General features: G+C 46.7%; 13 protein-coding genes. 6 read left to right on the top strand and 7 right to left on the bottom strand.

Features of this window, described 5'->3' with window-relative positions:
- Positions 1-131 precede the first annotated feature (131 nt).
- The 4 genes from A8709_RS22405 to A8709_RS22390 all read left to right on the top strand — a co-directional run bounded on the left by A8709_RS22405 (position 132) and on the right by A8709_RS22390 (position 5547).
- The gene (locus A8709_RS22405; RefSeq protein WP_065855335.1) at positions 132-2486 is read left to right on the top strand and encodes a helix-turn-helix domain-containing protein; all 2355 of its coding nucleotides are present in this window, start codon (positions 132-134) and stop codon (positions 2484-2486) included.
- Positions 2487-2732: 246 nt separating this feature from the next.
- A complete protein-coding gene (locus tag A8709_RS22400) occupies positions 2733-3776 on the top strand; it encodes a GntR family transcriptional regulator (protein WP_065855333.1) in 1044 nt (347 codons plus the stop codon).
- On the top strand, positions 3769-5247 hold the full coding sequence (locus tag A8709_RS22395) for an alpha-N-arabinofuranosidase (protein ID WP_065855331.1): 1479 nt from the start codon (positions 3769-3771) through the stop codon (positions 5245-5247). Before A8709_RS22400 ends, A8709_RS22395 begins: the two co-directional genes overlap by 8 nt.
- Positions 5248-5322: 75 nt before the next feature.
- Positions 5323-5547, top strand: a complete 225-nt coding sequence (locus A8709_RS22390) for a DUF6171 family protein (RefSeq protein ID WP_244163289.1) — start codon at positions 5323-5325, stop codon at positions 5545-5547.
- Positions 5548-5621: 74 nt separating this feature from the next.
- On the opposite strand, the gene A8709_RS22385 is transcribed toward A8709_RS22390, so the two are convergent.
- Entirely contained in the window at positions 5622-6464 is an 843-nt protein-coding gene (locus A8709_RS22385) for a phytanoyl-CoA dioxygenase family protein (protein ID WP_065855327.1), read from the bottom strand.
- A 196-nt stretch (positions 6465-6660) separates the two neighbouring features.
- Here A8709_RS22385 and A8709_RS22380 point away from each other — a divergent pair, with 196 nt between their 5' ends.
- Positions 6661-7539, top strand: a complete 879-nt coding sequence (locus A8709_RS22380; protein WP_065855325.1) for a helix-turn-helix domain-containing protein — start codon at positions 6661-6663, stop codon at positions 7537-7539.
- Positions 7540-7630: 91 nt separating this feature from the next.
- On the opposite strand, the gene A8709_RS22375 is transcribed toward A8709_RS22380, so the two are convergent.
- The 4 genes from A8709_RS22375 to A8709_RS22360 form a co-directional block, all read right to left on the bottom strand.
- The gene (locus A8709_RS22375; RefSeq protein ID WP_065855322.1) at positions 7631-8713 is read right to left on the bottom strand and encodes a Gfo/Idh/MocA family protein; all 1083 of its coding nucleotides are present in this window, start codon (positions 8711-8713) and stop codon (positions 7631-7633) included.
- 191 nt (positions 8714-8904) lie between these two features.
- Positions 8905-9621 carry a response regulator transcription factor gene (locus A8709_RS22370; RefSeq protein ID WP_065855320.1) on the bottom strand — a complete coding sequence of 239 codons (717 nt, stop codon included), beginning with the start codon at positions 9619-9621 and terminating at the stop codon, positions 8905-8907.
- 119 nt (positions 9622-9740) lie between these two features.
- Positions 9741-11537, bottom strand: a complete 1797-nt coding sequence (pnpS, locus tag A8709_RS22365) for a two-component system histidine kinase PnpS (protein ID WP_065855319.1) — start codon at positions 11535-11537, stop codon at positions 9741-9743.
- A gap of 138 nt (positions 11538-11675) precedes the next feature.
- Positions 11676-13226, bottom strand: coding sequence for a fumarate hydratase (locus A8709_RS22360; protein ID WP_065855317.1), 1551 nt, complete (start codon positions 13224-13226; stop codon positions 11676-11678).
- 117 nt (positions 13227-13343) lie between these two features.
- Here A8709_RS22360 and A8709_RS22355 point away from each other — a divergent pair, with 117 nt between their 5' ends.
- Positions 13344-14480, top strand: a complete 1137-nt coding sequence (locus A8709_RS22355; RefSeq protein WP_065855315.1) for a polysaccharide deacetylase family protein — start codon at positions 13344-13346, stop codon at positions 14478-14480.
- A 180-nt stretch (positions 14481-14660) separates the two neighbouring features.
- On the opposite strand, the gene A8709_RS34725 is transcribed toward A8709_RS22355, so the two are convergent.
- Complete coding sequence (locus A8709_RS34725; RefSeq protein ID WP_208607731.1) at positions 14661-14801, bottom strand: hypothetical protein; 141 nt, start codon at positions 14799-14801, stop codon at positions 14661-14663.
- Positions 14802-16134: 1333 nt separating this feature from the next.
- Positions 16135-18243 (bottom strand): 3-keto-alpha-glucoside-1,2-lyase-like domain-containing protein, encoded by a 2109-nt coding sequence (locus A8709_RS22350; protein ID WP_065855313.1) that lies wholly within the window; start codon positions 18241-18243, stop codon positions 16135-16137.
- Positions 18244-18404 lie beyond the last annotated feature (161 nt).

Below are 18404 nucleotides of genomic sequence, written 5' to 3'. Positions count from 1 at the left end.
CATCAAAAAATGTACTTTCCTTCAAAATGTATAGTTATTCATGCTTCTCGAACACGCTCAGAAGGAGAAAACAGATGCCTTAGAGAAGTGTGAAGTAGCAGCAAACTATCTTTAAGGAGGGCAACTCAGAAATGGCATTCTTGCTTAAATCTCCTCGCAAGACCTTATTTGCGAAAATGCTATTAACACTTACAATAACGGTTACTTTATTGATAATTGGACTATCTTCGCTTCTATATCGAAACTTCTTTGCGACATCTTTGGACAATATCAATCGAATGAATACTTCGATCCTATCTCAAACCAGTTACAGTATGAAATACATGGATACTTTAGTTAGTAAATTTACGAATACCGTCATTATGAGCCCCTATACTTCCGTTTTACTGCATAATCAGGAAAACGATATGTATACACTTGGTGAAGCATTGCGCAATTTGGATAACCTTTCTCTGCCGCACGACTATGTATACTCGGTATACACGATTAATCTTGCTTTGAATCGTATCACCTCGACAGAGACCGGAAATTTTTACACCAAAGATAATTTCTACGATCAAGACGTGCTCTCTTTATTACAATCGACGGACATGAATACGCTTGCTGAAATGCCAATTTCCAGAAAAATCCCAAACCCGCAAGACGTTACAGCTTCAGAGGCTGCTAATGTGTATACCTATATCATGCCTGACAATCCCGAAACGAAACCATCCCAACGCATTGCAACTGTCATCAATGTCAAAGCAAGCGTGCTCCGTGATTTAATCGCATCTTTGAATGCCAAAATGGCGGGGACCAACAACGAAATTATCGTCATTGACTCCAAAGGGACAATTGTGAACCATACTTCGGAAAGCATGTTTCTGCAAAACGCTAGCCAAGAACCGTATATTCAAGCTTTACTTGCAGCCGATCAAGACTCGGGAAGCTTTAAAACAAAACTAGGCGGTCTTGATTATCAGGTTACCTATGTTTCTTCCGATAAACCAAAATGGAAATTTATTAGTTTAACATCCTATTCAACATTTATCGGCACCGTGGATTCCATCAAAACCTCTACGCTCTGGATATGCCTAACGATCCTTGGGTTCGGTTTATTTTTATCGTACTTTATGTCTAGATCGCTTTATATTCCTGTCGGCAGGCTTGTAGAAACCGTGAAAGGGCATCTCACAAGCTCCCCTCAGAAGGAACATCAGACGAATGATATCTATTTTCTGCAAGATGTTTTCACGGAAATGATTACAAAAAACAATGAATGGGAACATAAACAAAGAGAGCAGCTCCCTCCACTAAAAAACAAATGGCTTCAGGATATACTGCTCGGAATCAGATATGTCGATCAAAAAGAGATGAAAGCTCATCAAAAAGAGCTTGGTATCCATTTGAATATGAATGGTAAACTTCGATTGCTGCTTCTTCGCTTAGATAACTACCGCTTTTTCCTTAATCAATATAGTGAAAAGGACCGTTGGCTTTTAAAATTCGGCCTCGCTAACATCGCAAATGAAATCGTGTCAGAGGAATTTAAACTGGAGACTATTTACCTGGAAAACGACCAGCTCATGCTGCTATTGGAAATTAGCCCCTCAGATCATGTAGATACTACAGAATCTACCCTGAAGCGGCTCATTGAAATCGCACAAAACGCTTCAAAACAGTATATGAAGCTCTCGTTTTCCGCGACGCTAAGCATCCCGGTTGATTCCTACTTGCAGCTTAACGAGGCTTATTCCGATACATTGGCCCTCTCTTCGTATCGAATTATCGCAGGTCATGGCAGTTACCTGACACCAACGTTCCGAAATTCCATCAACGAAACACTGATCTCTTTCCCCGAGAGTAAAGCTAAACTATTACTTGATTCCTTGAAATTGGGACATTTGGAAAGATCAAAGGAAGCTTACAGCGACTTCATTAGCCAGCTTTCCGGAACGACCTATGAAAACTTACTATCGTCCATTATGCAGCTCAGCTTCATGCTAAAAACTACGTTTAATATTATATTGGAAAGCCCTGATTTTCAAAAATCCGATCTATTTCAAATCATTTCCAGAAACATAGAGCAATTTGAAACGATCGAGGAGATTCATGAAAACCTCTCAATCATATTCACGGAAATCATCCGAGTCATGGAACAAAATAAACAGAGTAAACACAGTTCGATCATTACAAGAATCATGAAAATCGTAGAGGATCAATATCGTGATAAGAACTTAAGTCTGCGCCTCATCGCCGACGAGTTTCAAATGTCCAACGTTTACTTAGGAAAATTATTTAAGGAAGCAACAGGCAAATCTGTTTCCGAGTATATTACAGACGTTCGAATGAATCATATTAAAGACCTGTTGGACAACAGTAATCTATCAACTAAGCAAATTTTAGATCAATGCGGTCTGGAAGAGACCAACTATTTTTATACCATTTTCAAGAAACGTTTCGGCGTATCTTTATCGCAATATAAACTCGAGAAAAATAAGACGTGACGCGGCTCCACAGAAAAACAAAAAGGTATATTCCCTCTTTTGAGTAGGGAATATACCTTTCTTATACAACAACAAACAACATTTAGAATTCATAAATAACCCCATCACTGAAATTTGACTTGGCCTTACCTGAGGAGGAGGAGAGGAGAGGTGGAAAAAAATCTAGACACCCCCGCACCCAAAATGGTATGTTATTGGTATTACATAGATTAAAAATGGTCTCGCCCAGATTGGTGGTTTATTCCCATGGAGAAATCTCCACTTATCAAAGAAAAATTAATCGAACAGCTCCGCCTTCAAATCCAATCGTTACAAAAGGACCAACTCGTCAAAATCCCGTCTGAACGCGATTTAGCTGAGCACTTCGCGAATAGCCGAGTAAGCGTCCGCGCAGCGATCAAGACCTTAGTCCAAGAAGGCCTTCTTGTCCAATTGCAAGGCAAAGGCACCTACATCGTACCAGCTGTTCTCCTGGACACCTTGTATGTGATGTGCTCGCCCGACATCAAAGGAAATGATCCCTACTACACGAATTTCCTTGTTGAAATTACGAATTTAGCTGCCAAGCAAGCGATCAAGATTGCGATGGTGAATCCAGATCAACCCGATGCAACATCTCTTCCTAGCCCGCTCATTCTGATCGGACAGATGGATGATGCACAACTTGATCGTCTCAACCTGGCATCGGGCCAGCTTTTCTCCATTCAGCGCTATGCGCACCGGGAGGATATCATCCAAATTTATTTTGATGATTATCGGATCGGCAGCAAAGCAGCCAAAACACTTTACGATGCTGGGCATCGCACATTTACACTGTTAGCCGGACCAGATAAGTACGATTCCTCTCGGTTACGTAAACAAGGCTTTCTAGCTTTTTGTCAGCAGCACGACACGAACGTTCAAATCATTACGGAGAAAATGAACTGGGAAGGCGGCCGCCGTACGGCCGATCTGCTTCTCGCCTCCGAGCTGCCGCATGCGATCTTCGCCGTAAATGATTGGATGGCCGCTGGTTGCATACAAGGCCTCCGCGAAAACAACCGGTCCGTTCCGGGCGATGTTTCGATCATTGGTGTCGATGATATCCCGCTTGCGTCCCAAATATCACCGCGGTTAACGACGTTCAGCTTGGATGCCAAGCATCTCGTCGAGGAATTACTTTCTGCGATTCATCGCCATCACGCACAGGAATTGAACACGAAGGAACAAATCATACTTTCGGCTGCTCTCATCAGTCGAGAGTCGGTCGCCAATATGAACCACGAAGGAGCAGATCCCACTCATGGCTAAGTTGACTATTCATGCGGATTCACCGCTGCACACGATTAACCGAAATATTTATGGTCATTTCTCCGAGCATCTGGGGCGCTGCATCTATGAAGGAATCTGGGTCGGACTCGACTCTCCAATCCCGAACACAGAGGGTATGCGTAACGACGTACTCGACGCTCTGAAAAAGCTGCAAATCCCAGTCCTGCGCTGGCCTGGCGGTTGTTTTGCAGACGAATATCATTGGAAAGATGGCGTAGGTCCCGCCGAGAAACGCAAACGGATGATCAATACGCACTGGGGCGGCGTGCTGGAGAATAACCATTTTGGAACGCATGAATTTCTACGTCTTTGCGAATTAATCGGTGCTGAGCCGTATATCAGCGGCAATGTTGGAAGCGGTACCGTGGCCGAAATGTCCGAATGGGTTGAATATATAACCTTCGATGGTGAGTCCCCGATGGCGAACTGGCGGCAAGAGAACGGCCGTGAGAAGCCTTGGAAGTTAACTTATTTTGGCGTAGGAAACGAAAATTGGGGCTGCGGGGGCGATATGCGTCCCGAATATTACGCCGACTTGTATCGCAGATACGCTTGCTATGTGAGGAACTACGGGGATAATAAGGTTTTCAAAATCGCTTGTGGCGCCAACGGTGCTGACTACAAGTGGACCGAAGTCTTGATGCGCGAAGCGACCAAATATATGGATGGCATTTCGCTTCATCATTACACGATTCCAACGGGTGTCTGGAAGGATAAAGGATCTGCAACTGATTTTAGTGAACAAGAATGGTTTAATACCTTCTCCAACACGCTAATCATGGATGAACTTTTGACTCGTCATTCGGCCATTATGGACACCTATGATCCTGATAAAAGAGTCGCCTTAATCGTAGACGAATGGGGTACTTGGTACAATGTCGAGCCTGGCACGAATCCTGGCTTCCTCTATCAGCAAAACACCATTCGCGATGCGCTCATCGCCGGTATTAATCTCAATCTTTTTCATCACCATAGTGATCGTGTTCGTATGGCCAACATCGCCCAGGTCGTGAATGTGCTGCAAGCTGTTATTCTCACAGAAGGTGCAGACATGCTGCTTACGCCGACTTATCACGTCTTCGATATGTACAAGGTGCATCAAGATGCCAGCTACATTCCCGTTGAAACTGACAGCCCTGCCTACGAAATGGATGGCAAACAAATCACGCAACTTAGTGCTTCCGCTTCGAAAAACGCACAAGGACAATTGCATATCTCACTCTGTAATTTGCATCATTCAGAGCCGCTTGTCGTTCAATGTGATATGAAGGGACAACATACTAATACAATTTCAGGACTCATCATTACCGCTGATACGATGTACGACCATAACACCTTCGAGGAGCCAGAAGCAGTAAAGACAGTAACTTTTACAGATTATCATTTCGAAAATGACCAACTGTTCGTTACCCTTCCAGCCCGCTCCGTGGTCACACTTTGTCTTAACTAGGGGCACTAAGAGATGGATAAATTAGCTGAAAATAGAATTGACTCCGGCTCCGATTGCAAAGGATGCTCAGCCACCGTGCATGTGACGCCGGAGGAGATCGCCAAGCTTTTCGGCGAAACGCTTCGCGTTCGCAACCTGAAGCTAACCACGGAAGCTGAATATGACCGTCGCGTGGCTGTCTGCGCAAGCTGCAGCGATTATCAATGGGGCACAACATGCCGCTACTGCGGCTGTTTGATGGGTGTGAAAGCGAAGCTTAGCAGCGCACGCTGCCCTAATCCACATGGTAGCAAGTGGTAACGCCACCTGAATGCATCTGATCTACATGCGAAAAAATCGCTCCCCACATACGATAAAGTGGGCGAGCGATTTTTTTACTCACGGCTATACAATAACGGATTCAACACAGAAGCTGCTACATCGCCCGGCTTCATGTCTGGAAACCAACGCTTCAAGTCATTCTCGCGCGCTTTGCTATCTGGCTCCGCGACCCGCGAACCATCCGCATAATAGATGATCGTCATCACCTTGCGCATCGTATCTGTCGGATTGCCAGGCGCACTGTGCAGCGTCCAACCTGCATGGAATGTAGCATCTCCTGCTTGCATCGCGCCATGTGACACCGTCTTGAAGCCTTTCCCCTCGATATAGCCAGCCAACGTGCGGTGCGATTCATCCGAAATGAGCAACCTATTGATATACCCGATCAGATGCGATTCGGAAGCAAAGGTCATCGACCCGACCTCTTCCGAAATCGGAACGAGCGGCATCCACATTGTAATCGTCTTATCTGTATCCAGCGGCCAAAAGTTTTGATCCTGATGCCACGGGGTATGACCGCCATGTGGCTCCTTGAATAGCGCTTGATCATGATAAATCCGAACGCCATCTACACCCATTAAGTCAGCAGCAATTTGGGCAAAACGCTTCGCGAACACAAACCGCTGTATCTCTTCACTCTTTTCCCATAAATTCGAGATCTGAATAAACGCCTTTCCATACGTATCTCGCTGCTCCAGCGGCTTATCTTGCTCATTCAGTGACTTCACCCAGTCCGTAATAATAGGTTCATAACTCGCTATTTCCGCATCACTGGCCACCCCTCGAAGTACGATATGACCATCGCGTTGATAGCTTTCTCTTTGCTCTATTGATAGTGGATAATTCTCTGCCAACAAAGGTAATTCATTCACTTGATTGTCTTCGACATGGCTCATTCGCGCAGCACCTCGTATTGTATATTTATAGCTTTATTATAAGGAGCTGCCATGTAATAATCTTTGTCAAAGCCGTTTATTGATTTGTCAAAAACAACTGGATTTTCTTCCTCACCTTAACTACAATGAGAAGCATACATCCCCCAACTAAGCTTGCGAGAGCTGCTCTTCGCACTACGGAAAGTGAGGCACAATCATGCGCAATGAATTGTTGAATGCTGCTCCTATCGTCCCTTACATTCGGGAATGTGACTTTGCCGTTCGTAAGCCCTGGAACTATCCCGAGCGGCGACTGCTCGATTACTTATTGGTTTTCATTCAAGAAGGCACTTGTTGCTTTTGGGTGGACGATCAGAAATATATGTTGGTCCCTGGTCAATTCTGCCTCGTGCAGCCTGGTAGTCTGCTTTCCTTAGAGGGCCTTACGAATACGGTTACCCCGTACCTTCATTTTGACATTGCCTACAACCAAGAACGTGAAGACAGCCTCCCCACCCGGCCAGGACAAATTGATTTATCTGCTTTTACTCATCTGATGCAGCCTACGCTCCTTGACCTATTCGGCATAGGTGTACCTGTAGAAGTAGAGCCTTTAAACCCGACACGACTCAAAGAAACCCTTCTCCAGACCATTGAGCTCACCAATTTGCATAGTCCCATTGCCACAATTCGCGTTCAGCATCTTATGATGGATATCATTCTATCCCTTATAGAGCCCTATGTACGAGACGTTCCAGCACCTGTTCCCAGCTTAAATTGGATTACATCTTACTTCTCCAACCATATGAGCCAACCCATTTCTGTGGAGGAGATGGCGAATCGCTCCAATTTATCCGTCTCCCGATTCAGCTTCCTTTTCAAACAACGCTATGGGGTAGCGCCTCACCAATATTTATTAAACATGCGGGTTAATCACGCCAAGGAATTACTTGCGAATACAGAACTCACCCATGACGAGATTGCGGTTTATTGTGGGTTCGCAGATTTACATCATTTTTCTAAAATGTTCAAACAACGCACAGGCACCACGCCTGGTGAGCACCGTAGAACAACGAAAAATCCCTCCCTCCGCTAAACTTAGCAGAAGAAGGGATCGCTCACAGCCATAACTATTTCCCAGGAAATTGGTTTACTTACATGCCTTTTACCTATTTCCTATTTATCTATTACTCAAAATAAACAGCTTTACCTGTTCTCGCCGACTCATAAATAGCTTCCAAAATTTCAGATACCACACAGGCTTGCTCTGGTGTTACGACAGGATCTGTATCATTTTCAATCGCGGCAATCCACAATTTCATTTCCAGATCTGACGCACTCTCTGCCTTGCCATCATAAAAGGCAACTCCGCCAGCGTTCAATTCTACCTCTGTCGTGAACAAACGGCTGTGCTTCTCGCCGTTGATGCGAAGTCCGCCTTTCATGTCAGCTCCGCCTTCAGTACCGGAAAGCGTACATTTGGCTTCATCTACTTCCAATGTATTTAACGCCCAGCTTGATTCAAGAATAATTGTAGCGCCATTTTTCATTGTAATCATGCCAAATGCCGAGTCTTCAACCGTGAACTTAGCTGGATCCCACGGACCCCAAGCATTTGCTGCATTTTCGCGTTGCGACAGCTTATGATAGGAAGTACCGAGCACAACCGCTGGCTCATAGTTATTCATCATCCACATCGTTAGATCCAGTGCATGCGTACCGATATCGATCAACGGGCCTCCGCCTTGTTTCTCTTCATCGAGGAATACGCCCCATGTCGGAACTGCGCGGCGGCGAATCGCATGTGCTTTCGCGAAATAGATCTCACCTAGCTCGCCTTCGGAGCAAACTTTATATAAATGCTGGCTATCGCCGCGGAATCGGTTGTTATAACCAACGGTTAATTTCTTGCCCGTACGTTTCGCTGCTTCAACCATACGTCTTGCATCTGCTGCTGTTTTCGCCATTGGCTTCTCGGACATGACGTGTTTGCCAGCTTCAAGCGCAGCGATCGTAATCTCTGCATGTGAATCATTTGGTGTACACACATGAACGATATCAATTGAGCTATCTTGCAGTAACTCGCGATAATCCTCATACACACGTGCTTCACCTTTGCCATACTTCGCAGCCGCTTCTTGGGCTTTCTCCGAAACGATATCGCAGAATGCTACCATTTCTACATTGTCCAACTTGCTTAGACTTGGCATGTGCTTGCCATTGGCAATGCCTCCACACCCGATAATCGCAATACGGTACTTCGTTGACATGATGTTCCTCCTTATATGTTACCCTAGTAAATGTTGTTAGTTCATGTAACCGCTTGTATAACTTCATTATACCCAATGCCTCGGTGAAAAGAATTCTCGATTTAGCGAAAATTGTATGCGATTGTGCTATGGAAGGCGGATCAGCTAGCGGCAAAAAAGCATGGCCGCCGCGTTACCAGCACCCATGCTTCTTATTTTTTGATCATTGTGGCAACCAACTTATAGCCAACACCGCGAATCGAGTCAATCTGTACCGATTGTTGATTCATCTCCAGCTTCTTACGCAAGGAACTCACATGAACATCCACCGTACGCTGTCCTCCGATGTAATCGAAGCCCCAGACGATATTCATGAGATCATCCCGCGTCACTACAACACCTGGCCGCTGTACAAGGTACAGCAGAACTTCAAATTCTTTCGGTCTTAGCGGAATGGACTCTCCATTCAACACCACTTCGTATTTCTCCGGATAAATCCGCAGCTCACCCGCTTGAATGACTTTCTCATTCGATTTGTTCATATCGGCAGCCGCTTCATCCGACTGAGTGCGCCGTAAGACCGCCGCTACACGGGCAAGCAGCTCAGCTACCCCGAATGGTTTCGTGATATAATCATCTGCACCGTGCTTTAACCCTTGTACGACTTCATCCTCAGCGTTGCGAGCCGTTAGAATGATAACAGGCGTACGATTCCCCTTTTGTCTAAGCTTGGCCAAAACTTCGAATCCGCTTAACCCGGGAAGCATAATATCCAAAATAATAAGGTCATACGACTGTTGTAACGCCTCTTGCAGGCCGTCTCCACCATGATCGATCACCTTCGTGTCATACGATTCCTGGGAGAGATTATAAGAAAGTAATCGAGCTAATGTCGGCTCATCTTCAATAACTAGTATCTTTTGTGCCATGGGATCCCCCGTATTTACAGTTTATTAACATTGCACAAGTTGAGTGTACCACATATTTGTAAAAACATTGTAAAGACTTCATCATCGTAGTGTAAATACGCACCAATTTCACTCTTTTTTTAATGAATAACGGGTAATTCAATGGTGAATTTCGTTCCAATCCCGACTTCGCTTTCAACGCGAATCGTACCTTTGTGCATCTCAACGAGATGCTTTACAATTGACAAGCCAAGTCCTGTTCCGCCTGAACTGCGGGATCGTGCTTTATCCACGCGATAAAATCTTTCAAAAATACGCGGTAAATCCTTTTTAGGAATACCCATCCCCGTATCCGTTACGATAATGCGTAAACGTTCATAATCCCCGTCAGCGTTAGGATCTAGAGGTTCAACACGCAGCCTGACTTTACCGCCATCTTGCGTGTAAGCTATCCCATTCGAGAGAAGGTTAATGATGATTTGACGCAGTCTGTCCTCGTCCGCTTCAATATACATATCTTCTTCCACTAACATGCTCAGCTCAATATGCTTCTTCTCCGCCTCTTTGCGCAAGACACTAAACGATCTTTCTAGAAACTCTGGCAAATAAATAGGCGAGAAATTCATCGGAATCCGCTTCGACTCAATCTTCGATAATTCTAGGATATCACCAATCAACCGGTTTAAACGCTCACTCTCATCAAAAATGATATGAAGGAACGACACAGCCGTTTCCTTATCATTCAAAGCGCCTGCCAGCAGCGTCTCAGCAAATCCTTTAACAGCGGCGATCGGCGTTTTGAGCTCATGTGAGACATTCGCTACGAATTCACTTCGCATCCGTTCCAGTCTTCGAACCGCCGTTATGTCATGCAGCACTATGAGTACACCTGACCATTCCTCATCCTCATGGGCGATAGGACTCAAATGGATATCCAAAATACGTTCTGCCGGATAATAAAACATCATCTCATCCGAAATGGGCTCCTGCAGCTCGATGCATTCTTGAATCAACTTCGTAAACTCGTATTGCTGCTTCGCTTCATTGTATTTCTTGCCTAGCAGTTCCTGAGAGGAGAACCCAAGAATCGTTTCTGCTGAGGGATTGAGCAGCATAATCCGCTCTTCGCGATCAATCATCATGATCCCGCTCATCATATTTTCCATGACACCCTGCAGCCGGCGTTCATTCTCCTGAATTCGCGCCATCTGTCCTTGTAAGCTTTCGGACATCCGATTAATCGCCAATCCTAATTGCCCAACTTCATCATTGCTGTACGAGGGAACGCGAGATTCATAATTCAAATTCGTGATCTGCTGCGCGACCTTTGTCATTTTCTCAATCGGATGTGTAATCCCCTTGGCAATGCGATAACTGACAATGCCCGCGATGAGAAATAAAATAATCAGACCTAGAATAAGGAAATACCATAAACTTCGAATCGATTTATCTACTTGCTCCAAACTCATTGATATACGCAAATACCCAATCGTAACCTTGGCTGCATTTTTTACCGGAATGGCCGCATACAGCATCTTCTCTTTCAACGTATCGCTATAACGCGTCGTATAACCAATGCCATTTGCAGCTGCTGCCACAATTTCGGGTCGTGTTAGATGGTTGTCCATTTGCTCGGGCAATTGATCCGAATCGCCAAGCACTTTGCCATCTGCACGAACGTAAGTCATACGCGAATTCGTTGCTTCTTTCAGCTTATGGGCTTGTGTTGTGTAATATTTGACGAGTTCTTCATCTGTTCCTTGATAATCCCAATTACCGCTTAAGGCAATGACATGAAGCTCACGCTCCATATTCTCCTTCAAAGACTTCACATGCGAGTTCTCCAACACCTGCGCCATGAAAATACCAGCAACCAGCATCGAACATCCAATTAACAAGATTAAAATAAAGGTAAGCTTTGCACGGAACTTCGTCATGGATGCGTAAACCTCCAAAAGGATTGTGTGCCGATTACTATGTCATTCACATAAGAAAAAGGGCTACTCTAAATAGTAACCCTAATTTCCATGTCTAATCCAGTATTTTTTTTGTAAACGCAGCGAAAGCTTACATTCTTATTTAAAAACAGGCTCTTTCAGCGCAGCCAGCTTCTCTAATGAGTTCTTCTCAACGTCTGCATGCAAACTGTTACCATGTGAATCCATGGTTACAATCGCTGCGAAGCCTTCTGTCTCCAAGTGCCACATCGCTTCTGGAATTCCGAATTCCATGTAATCGACGCCTTCAACCTTTTTGAAACACTGTGCGTAGTACTGTGCAGCACCACCAATTGCATTCAAATACACACCGCCGTGCTCTTTCAAGGCTGCTAACGTTTTCGGACCCATGCCGCCTTTACCGATGACAGCGCGAATACCGAACTTTTTAATAATATCGCCTTGGTAAGGCTCCTCACGAATACTCGTTGTCGGTCCTGCCGCCTTCACGTGCCACTCGCCCGCTTCATCCTTTGCCATAACTGGACCACAGTGATAAATAGCCGCACCATTCAGATCGATCGGAGCATCGTGATCCATCAAGTATTTGTGCAGAGCATCACGACCTGTGTGCATCGTTCCGTTAATCACAACCACGTCGCCAACTTTCAAGCTGCGAATTTGCTCTTCCGAAATCGGAGTCGTAAGTACAATCTCGCGTCGCTCTTCTTGCGGTGTGTTTCTAGCTTCTTCTGCACTTGCCTCAAAAGCTTCTTGGAAAGAAACTTCCGTGCCTCGCGGATAGGACCAGCCATTGATTTCACCCGTTTCGGCATTCAAAATCACGCCTTGACGGCGGAACGCCCAACAGTTATAAGCAACGGACACGAAGAAACTAGCAGGCAAACGGTTCATCACGCCAACTTTACAACCAAGTAGAGTCACTTGTCCGCCGAAGCCCATCGTACCTATACCTAGCGTATTGGCATGTTCCATCACGTACTCTTCCACTTTACGAAGATCCGGATGCGGGTTCACATCATCTACATGACGGAATAATTGATGCTTCGCCAGCTCATAGCCGCTTGTCCGGTCGCCGCCGATTCCAACGCCAATAAAGCCTGCGCTGCACCCTTGTCCTTGTGCTTGGTAGACCGCATGCATCACGCATTTGCGAATACCGTCGAGGTCACGTCCTGCTTTGCCAACGCCTTCAAGCTCAGCCGGTAGACTGTATTGAATGTTTTTGTTCTCACAGCCGCCGCCCTTTAGGATCAGCTTCACTTCAACATCTTCACGTTCCCATTGTTCAAAATGGATGACAGGCGTTCCTGGTCCGAGGTTATCCCCGCTATTTGCACCCGTAAGCGAATCTACGGAATTCGTCCGAAGTTTAGAAGCTTTCGTCGCGTTCGCAACGGCCTCAAGAATATGTTTCTTCATAACAATTTGGTTTGCCCCAACTGGACAGTGTATAATAAACGTTGGCATTCCTGTATCCTGACAAATCGGGGATACATTGGTTTCCGCCATATGAATGTTATCAGCAATTCTAGAAAGAGATAACGCGGAACGCGTGCCATTATCCTCTTTGATTTGAGCGGCTTGTACCGCACGACGAACATCACCTGGTAAATTCGTGGATGTTTCCACAATTAAATCATAAACACTTTGATAAAAATGTTGCATAACGACTTCTAGCTCCTCTCAATTACCCGCATAATCTTAAAGAATATATACCATTATATCATACCTCATAGGAACAGTTCGACGGTTCTTGTGAGCAAAACAAGGAGATTCGCTGACATGTATAAAAGAATTGCTATTTCGATTCTCGTAAGCTTGATAGGACTCACCCTGCTCCTGACGCCCTTACAGGCTAAGAAGTCCGAAACGATTTACTATCAGGATCAGGTCGCCGTCCTTATGTATCATCACATTCATGATAAGGATACAAGCTCAAGTACGATTACGAGTGCCTTATTTCAGAGTCAATTGGAGACGCTGCTCAGTAAAGGCTATCATTTTATTTCTTTAGATGAGTTCAAAAAGTATATGGCTGGCGCGACTGTTCCTTCGAATGCGGTTCTCGTCACTTTCGATGATGGCTATCAAAGCTTCTATACATCGGCCTATCCGATTCTGAAAAGCTTACGCATACCCGCTGTCAACTTCGTCATTACAACTGACTTAGCCGCCCCTTTAGCATCGTATATACCATCGATGTCCAAGGAACAGCTTAGTGAAATGACACACGCGACGAATTTCATCGATATCGGTTGCCATACGGACAACCTTCACCATAAAAATCCGGATGGACAAGCGGCACTCGTTGGCAAGCTTGATGGCGAGAACGATGAGGCCTACAGGCAGCGTGTATCGGCTGATGCGCAAGCGTGCGTCAGCAAGCTTGCTCCGCTTACGGATGCGCCGCTCGACACGATGGCGTACCCGTACGGCATCGTGTCGCCTGAGGCGACAGAGCTTGTAGCGAAGGCGGGCATCCGCTACGCCTTCACGATCTCGCCGGAGATGGCAACGCGCGGCGACGATCTCATGCTGCTCCCGCGGATCAACGCGGGCAGCCCGAACATCACGCCGGAGCTGCTGCTGCGCTCGATCCAGCGCCGGGTGTTGGCGCAGCCGAATAGCGCGCCGCTGCGCGTGGACGCCGCCGCTGCTGCTGTGCAGCTTGGCGGCAGCGCAACGGCGGATGGCGGAGAGCTTCGCCTCCGCCTCGGGCAAGAGGCATTCACCCTGCAGGTGAATGCGAAGACGGCGACGCGCGGCGATGCGCGCGTCCGGCTGCAGCAGCCCGTGCTGCGTGAGCACGGGCAGATCACGATCGCGCTTGATGATCTGCAAGCGCTGATCGGGCAGCCGCTCGTCTACACCCCGGCCACCGGCAAGGTGGCTGCGCGGGTGACGCCGAGCGTGAAGTAGCGCTCGCGGCGCTCGTTGCAGCCGCTGCGCACAAAGGTCCGCCATTAAGTAGGATTAACTGCTTAATGGCGGCTTTTTTTTATATGCTCTTACTTCATGCATGCTAGTCGAGTTTCAGAAAACTCCGGCCTCTCTAGCGGCCCCTAAGTCGATTATATCGACTTGCACTTGCATTCCGGCCTATCTGACAGCCCCTAAGTCGATTATATCGACTTGCACTCGCTCTCCAGCCTCTCTGACGACCCCTAAGTCGAATATATCGACTTTCACTCGCTCTCCGGCCTCTCTGACAGTCCCTAAGTCGATTAAATCGACTTGCACTCGCGCTCTAGTCCCCCTATCCAGCCGGATGTATAATATATCTGACACCCTTAACTATCTCTACTCTTGTCCCGCTTCTGCCCCCCAGTTACTCGGCATTTCCGTCTATCTCTACTCTTTCCCCTGCTCCTCCACCCCAGTTACTCGACATTCCCGTCTATCTCCACTCTTTTCCCTCCTCCTCCACCCCAGTTACTCGACTTTTCCATCTATCTCCACTCTTTTCCACTCTCCTACACTCGAGTTACTCGACATTTCCATCTATCTCCACTCTTTTCCTCTCTCCTCCACCCCAGTTACTCGACATTCCCGACTATCCCACTCTTTTCCACTCTCCCACAACCCAGTTACTCGACATTTCCGACTATCTCCACTCTTTTCCTCTCTCCTCCACCCCAGTTACTCGACATTTCCGTCTATCTCCACTCTTTTCCCCTCTCCCACACCCCAGTTACTCGACATTTCCGTCTATCTCCACTCTTTTCCCCTCTCCCACACCCCAGTTACTCGACATTTCCATCTATCTCCACTCTTTTCACCTCTCCTCCACCCCAGTTACTCGACTTTTCCATCTATCTCCACTCTTTTCCACTCTCCTCCACCCCAGTTACTCGACATTTCCATCTATCTCCACTCTTTTCCTCTCTCCTCCACCCCAGTTACTCGACATTCCCGACTATCTCCACTCTTTTCCACTCTCCCACAACCCAGTTACTCGACATTTCCGACTATCTCCACTCTTTTCCTCTCTCCTCCACCCCAGTTACTCGACATTTCCGTCTATCTCCACTCTTTTCCCCTCTCCCACACCCCAGTTACTCGACATTTCCGTCTATCTCCACTCTTTTCCCCTCTCCTCCACCCCAGTTACTCGACATTCCCGTCTATCTCCACTCTTTTCCCTCCTCCTCCACCCCAGTTACTCGACATTTCCGTCTATCTCCACTCTTTCCCCCTTCTCCTCCACCCCAGTTACTCGACATTTCCATCTATCTCCACTCTTTTCACCTCTCCTGCACCCCAGTTACTCGACATTTCCGACTATCTCCACTCTTCTCACCTCTTCCTCCACCCCAGTTACTCGACATTCCAGTCTATTTCCACTCTTTTCCCCTATCCCACACCCCAGTTACTCGACATTCCCGTCTATCTCCACTCTTCACCTCCGCCCTCCACTCCATTTACTCCCCCCTCCGCAACTAAAACAAAAACGCCACCAACTCCAATAAAAAGGAGCTAGCAGCGCATTCTTCACACGTACAATCATTCCTACTACTTGATAGTCATGGCTTCCACGTCTCGCGTTCCGCCTTGCAACCCGATCCTGTATTCCCTACTGTACAGTCACATCATCGAATTTCGCATTAGCGCGATGTGCATTCAGTCCTATTTTACCTGAGCTGAAACTAGCATCGGTTGCCGACAATTCCAAATTGCCGTTGACCCAGAATTCGAGATTCCCGCCATTCAGGACAGCCTTCATGTTGTACCATGTACCTGTCGAGAACGCATAGTTTTTGGTGGCTAGCGTTGTGAACACGCCGGCGACCTTTTTCTGGATTTTCAACTCTCCGGTCAATTTGTAATATTGAAAGCTATAATTGTTGTTCGCATCTTGATAGCGGGCGTCGATTCCCACACCAGCGTAGCCGCCGGCATCAAATGCGTCTACTTTCACTTTGGCATTCACGGTGTAATTGGTCCAAGCTGTATTCCCATTCAACGCATGCGTATCTGCTGTCGCCGAATTGCTTTGTTGATATACTTTGGACCCATCGGTGACCACTGCCCAAGTCCCGGCTGTCGTCGTCCAGCCACTTGCCGTGCCAGATTCGAAATTGTCACTGAATGTCGCTGGAGGCGGCGGAGTTGTTGTCGTATTTACTAGTTTTATCACATCAAAATACAATTGATATCCCGTACTTGCTGCATTTTTACCCGTGACCGTGTACTTGAAGGTATGATTGCCAGCTGTTGCAAATGTCACAGTTCCCATATCTGTTTTCTTGTAACCAAGACCATTCTGAGGATGAGCTGGTGCCGCTTCGAACAAGGATACGCTGCTGCCCTGATTCACGCCATCAATCGCGAGTTGGAAATCCCCAGCACCCGGGCCCGTTGCATTGTAGCTGTATAATTTATACGTCCCGGCCGTTGGCACATTCACATTTAGTTGTACATAATCACCCACTGCTGTGGAGGTCATCCGCATACCGAACCCATAGTTGACGGAATATGGCACCGTATAATCCGAATAGAAGCCTATGCCAGCTGTATGTGTCTGATACGGCCATTGATACGAAATGATATACGTGAGAGGTTTCGGTGCTGGCGTCCCCGTGAAATTCCAATCCCAGCCGTAATTGTTATCCGGAACAGATTCCGCTGGATAGGTAGGTTCAATTACCGTCCGATTCGTGACCGTATTGGTGACTGTTAATGGCGCTGAACGCCGACGCGTCAATTCGAGATAAATCGCATTACTTCCGATAATATAAGGGCTGTAAGTATCCATATCGAGTGCCGAAGCGTAATAGAACCAAGTCAAATCCGGATTCGTATACAGAGGTGTCCAGTCTTGCAGCGTCAAACTTGTTGCTGAGGCAATTGTGTTGTTATACACCATCAGGTATTTCCCAATGACAGAGCTGTAGAACACATAGCCATTCGTACCATCTGCCAAATCCGACGCATTTCCGCCTCGGCCTGGCTCATTCCATGCCCCTAAATAAAAGTTCTTCCAGGCATTCGGGTCACCGAGTTGACTGATTGGGGCACGTGCCACCCGCTCACTTTTAAACATCCCATCCGCAAAAGCTTGTGATCTCAAATCCGCCCATGCATGCGCATAGAAAATGTAGGCATAGCCCCCTGCTTCATCCACATAGAAATTGTGATCGCCTGCACCGAAATCATAGTAATTTCCTGTGTAGTCCACATAGCCATGGATGTCAGAGTTGTCGCTGGTAATGATATCGCCGACTTTTGTAACCGTCGCTAGTCCATCCGTCGATTTATACATCTTGATCTTCCGATAATGATGCGCACCAACGCTGCCCAAGAAATAATCATACTCCACATGTGCCGTCACATAGAAGGTACTGGTAGCGTTATCATAATACAGGCCAACAACCCAATCCGCCGCATCCATTCCTGTCACTGTATTTTCTGTCGCTGTAGCAAGACCCGTATAAGTAGTTGCTTTTCTCATTTTAAAAGCATTACCCCGGCCCCACACCGAGTATAAGTAACCATTCGCTGTGGCAAATCCCGGTCTTGCGTCACCGCCGCCCCAGGTCATATTAGTGACGGTGCCCATGGTCGTTTTATAAGGCGTATTCGCTGTGGTTGCATGTGCCGTACCGGCCTCGAACGTAAACAAGCCAATTAGTAAAGTACATAAGATAAAACTTGACCAGATACTGATTGCCTTTTTCCTCACATTACATTCCTCCTAATTTTTCAAATCAACAACCATGCCGTACAGTATGTCTTTCCCACTCCATTTCTTCATTCCCTTTGTACACGCGTGCTCATCAGGAATTCCTCCCGTACATGTCTGAATATGGACGATATACAAGGAGGAGTTCCAACGATGAGACT

Origin of the sequence: Paenibacillus pectinilyticus (assembly GCF_001700435.1) — a bacterium.
Classification (GTDB): domain Bacteria; phylum Bacillota; class Bacilli; order Paenibacillales; family NBRC-103111; genus Paenibacillus_E; species Paenibacillus_E pectinilyticus.
This window is presented reverse-complemented; position numbering and strand designations above follow the sequence as displayed.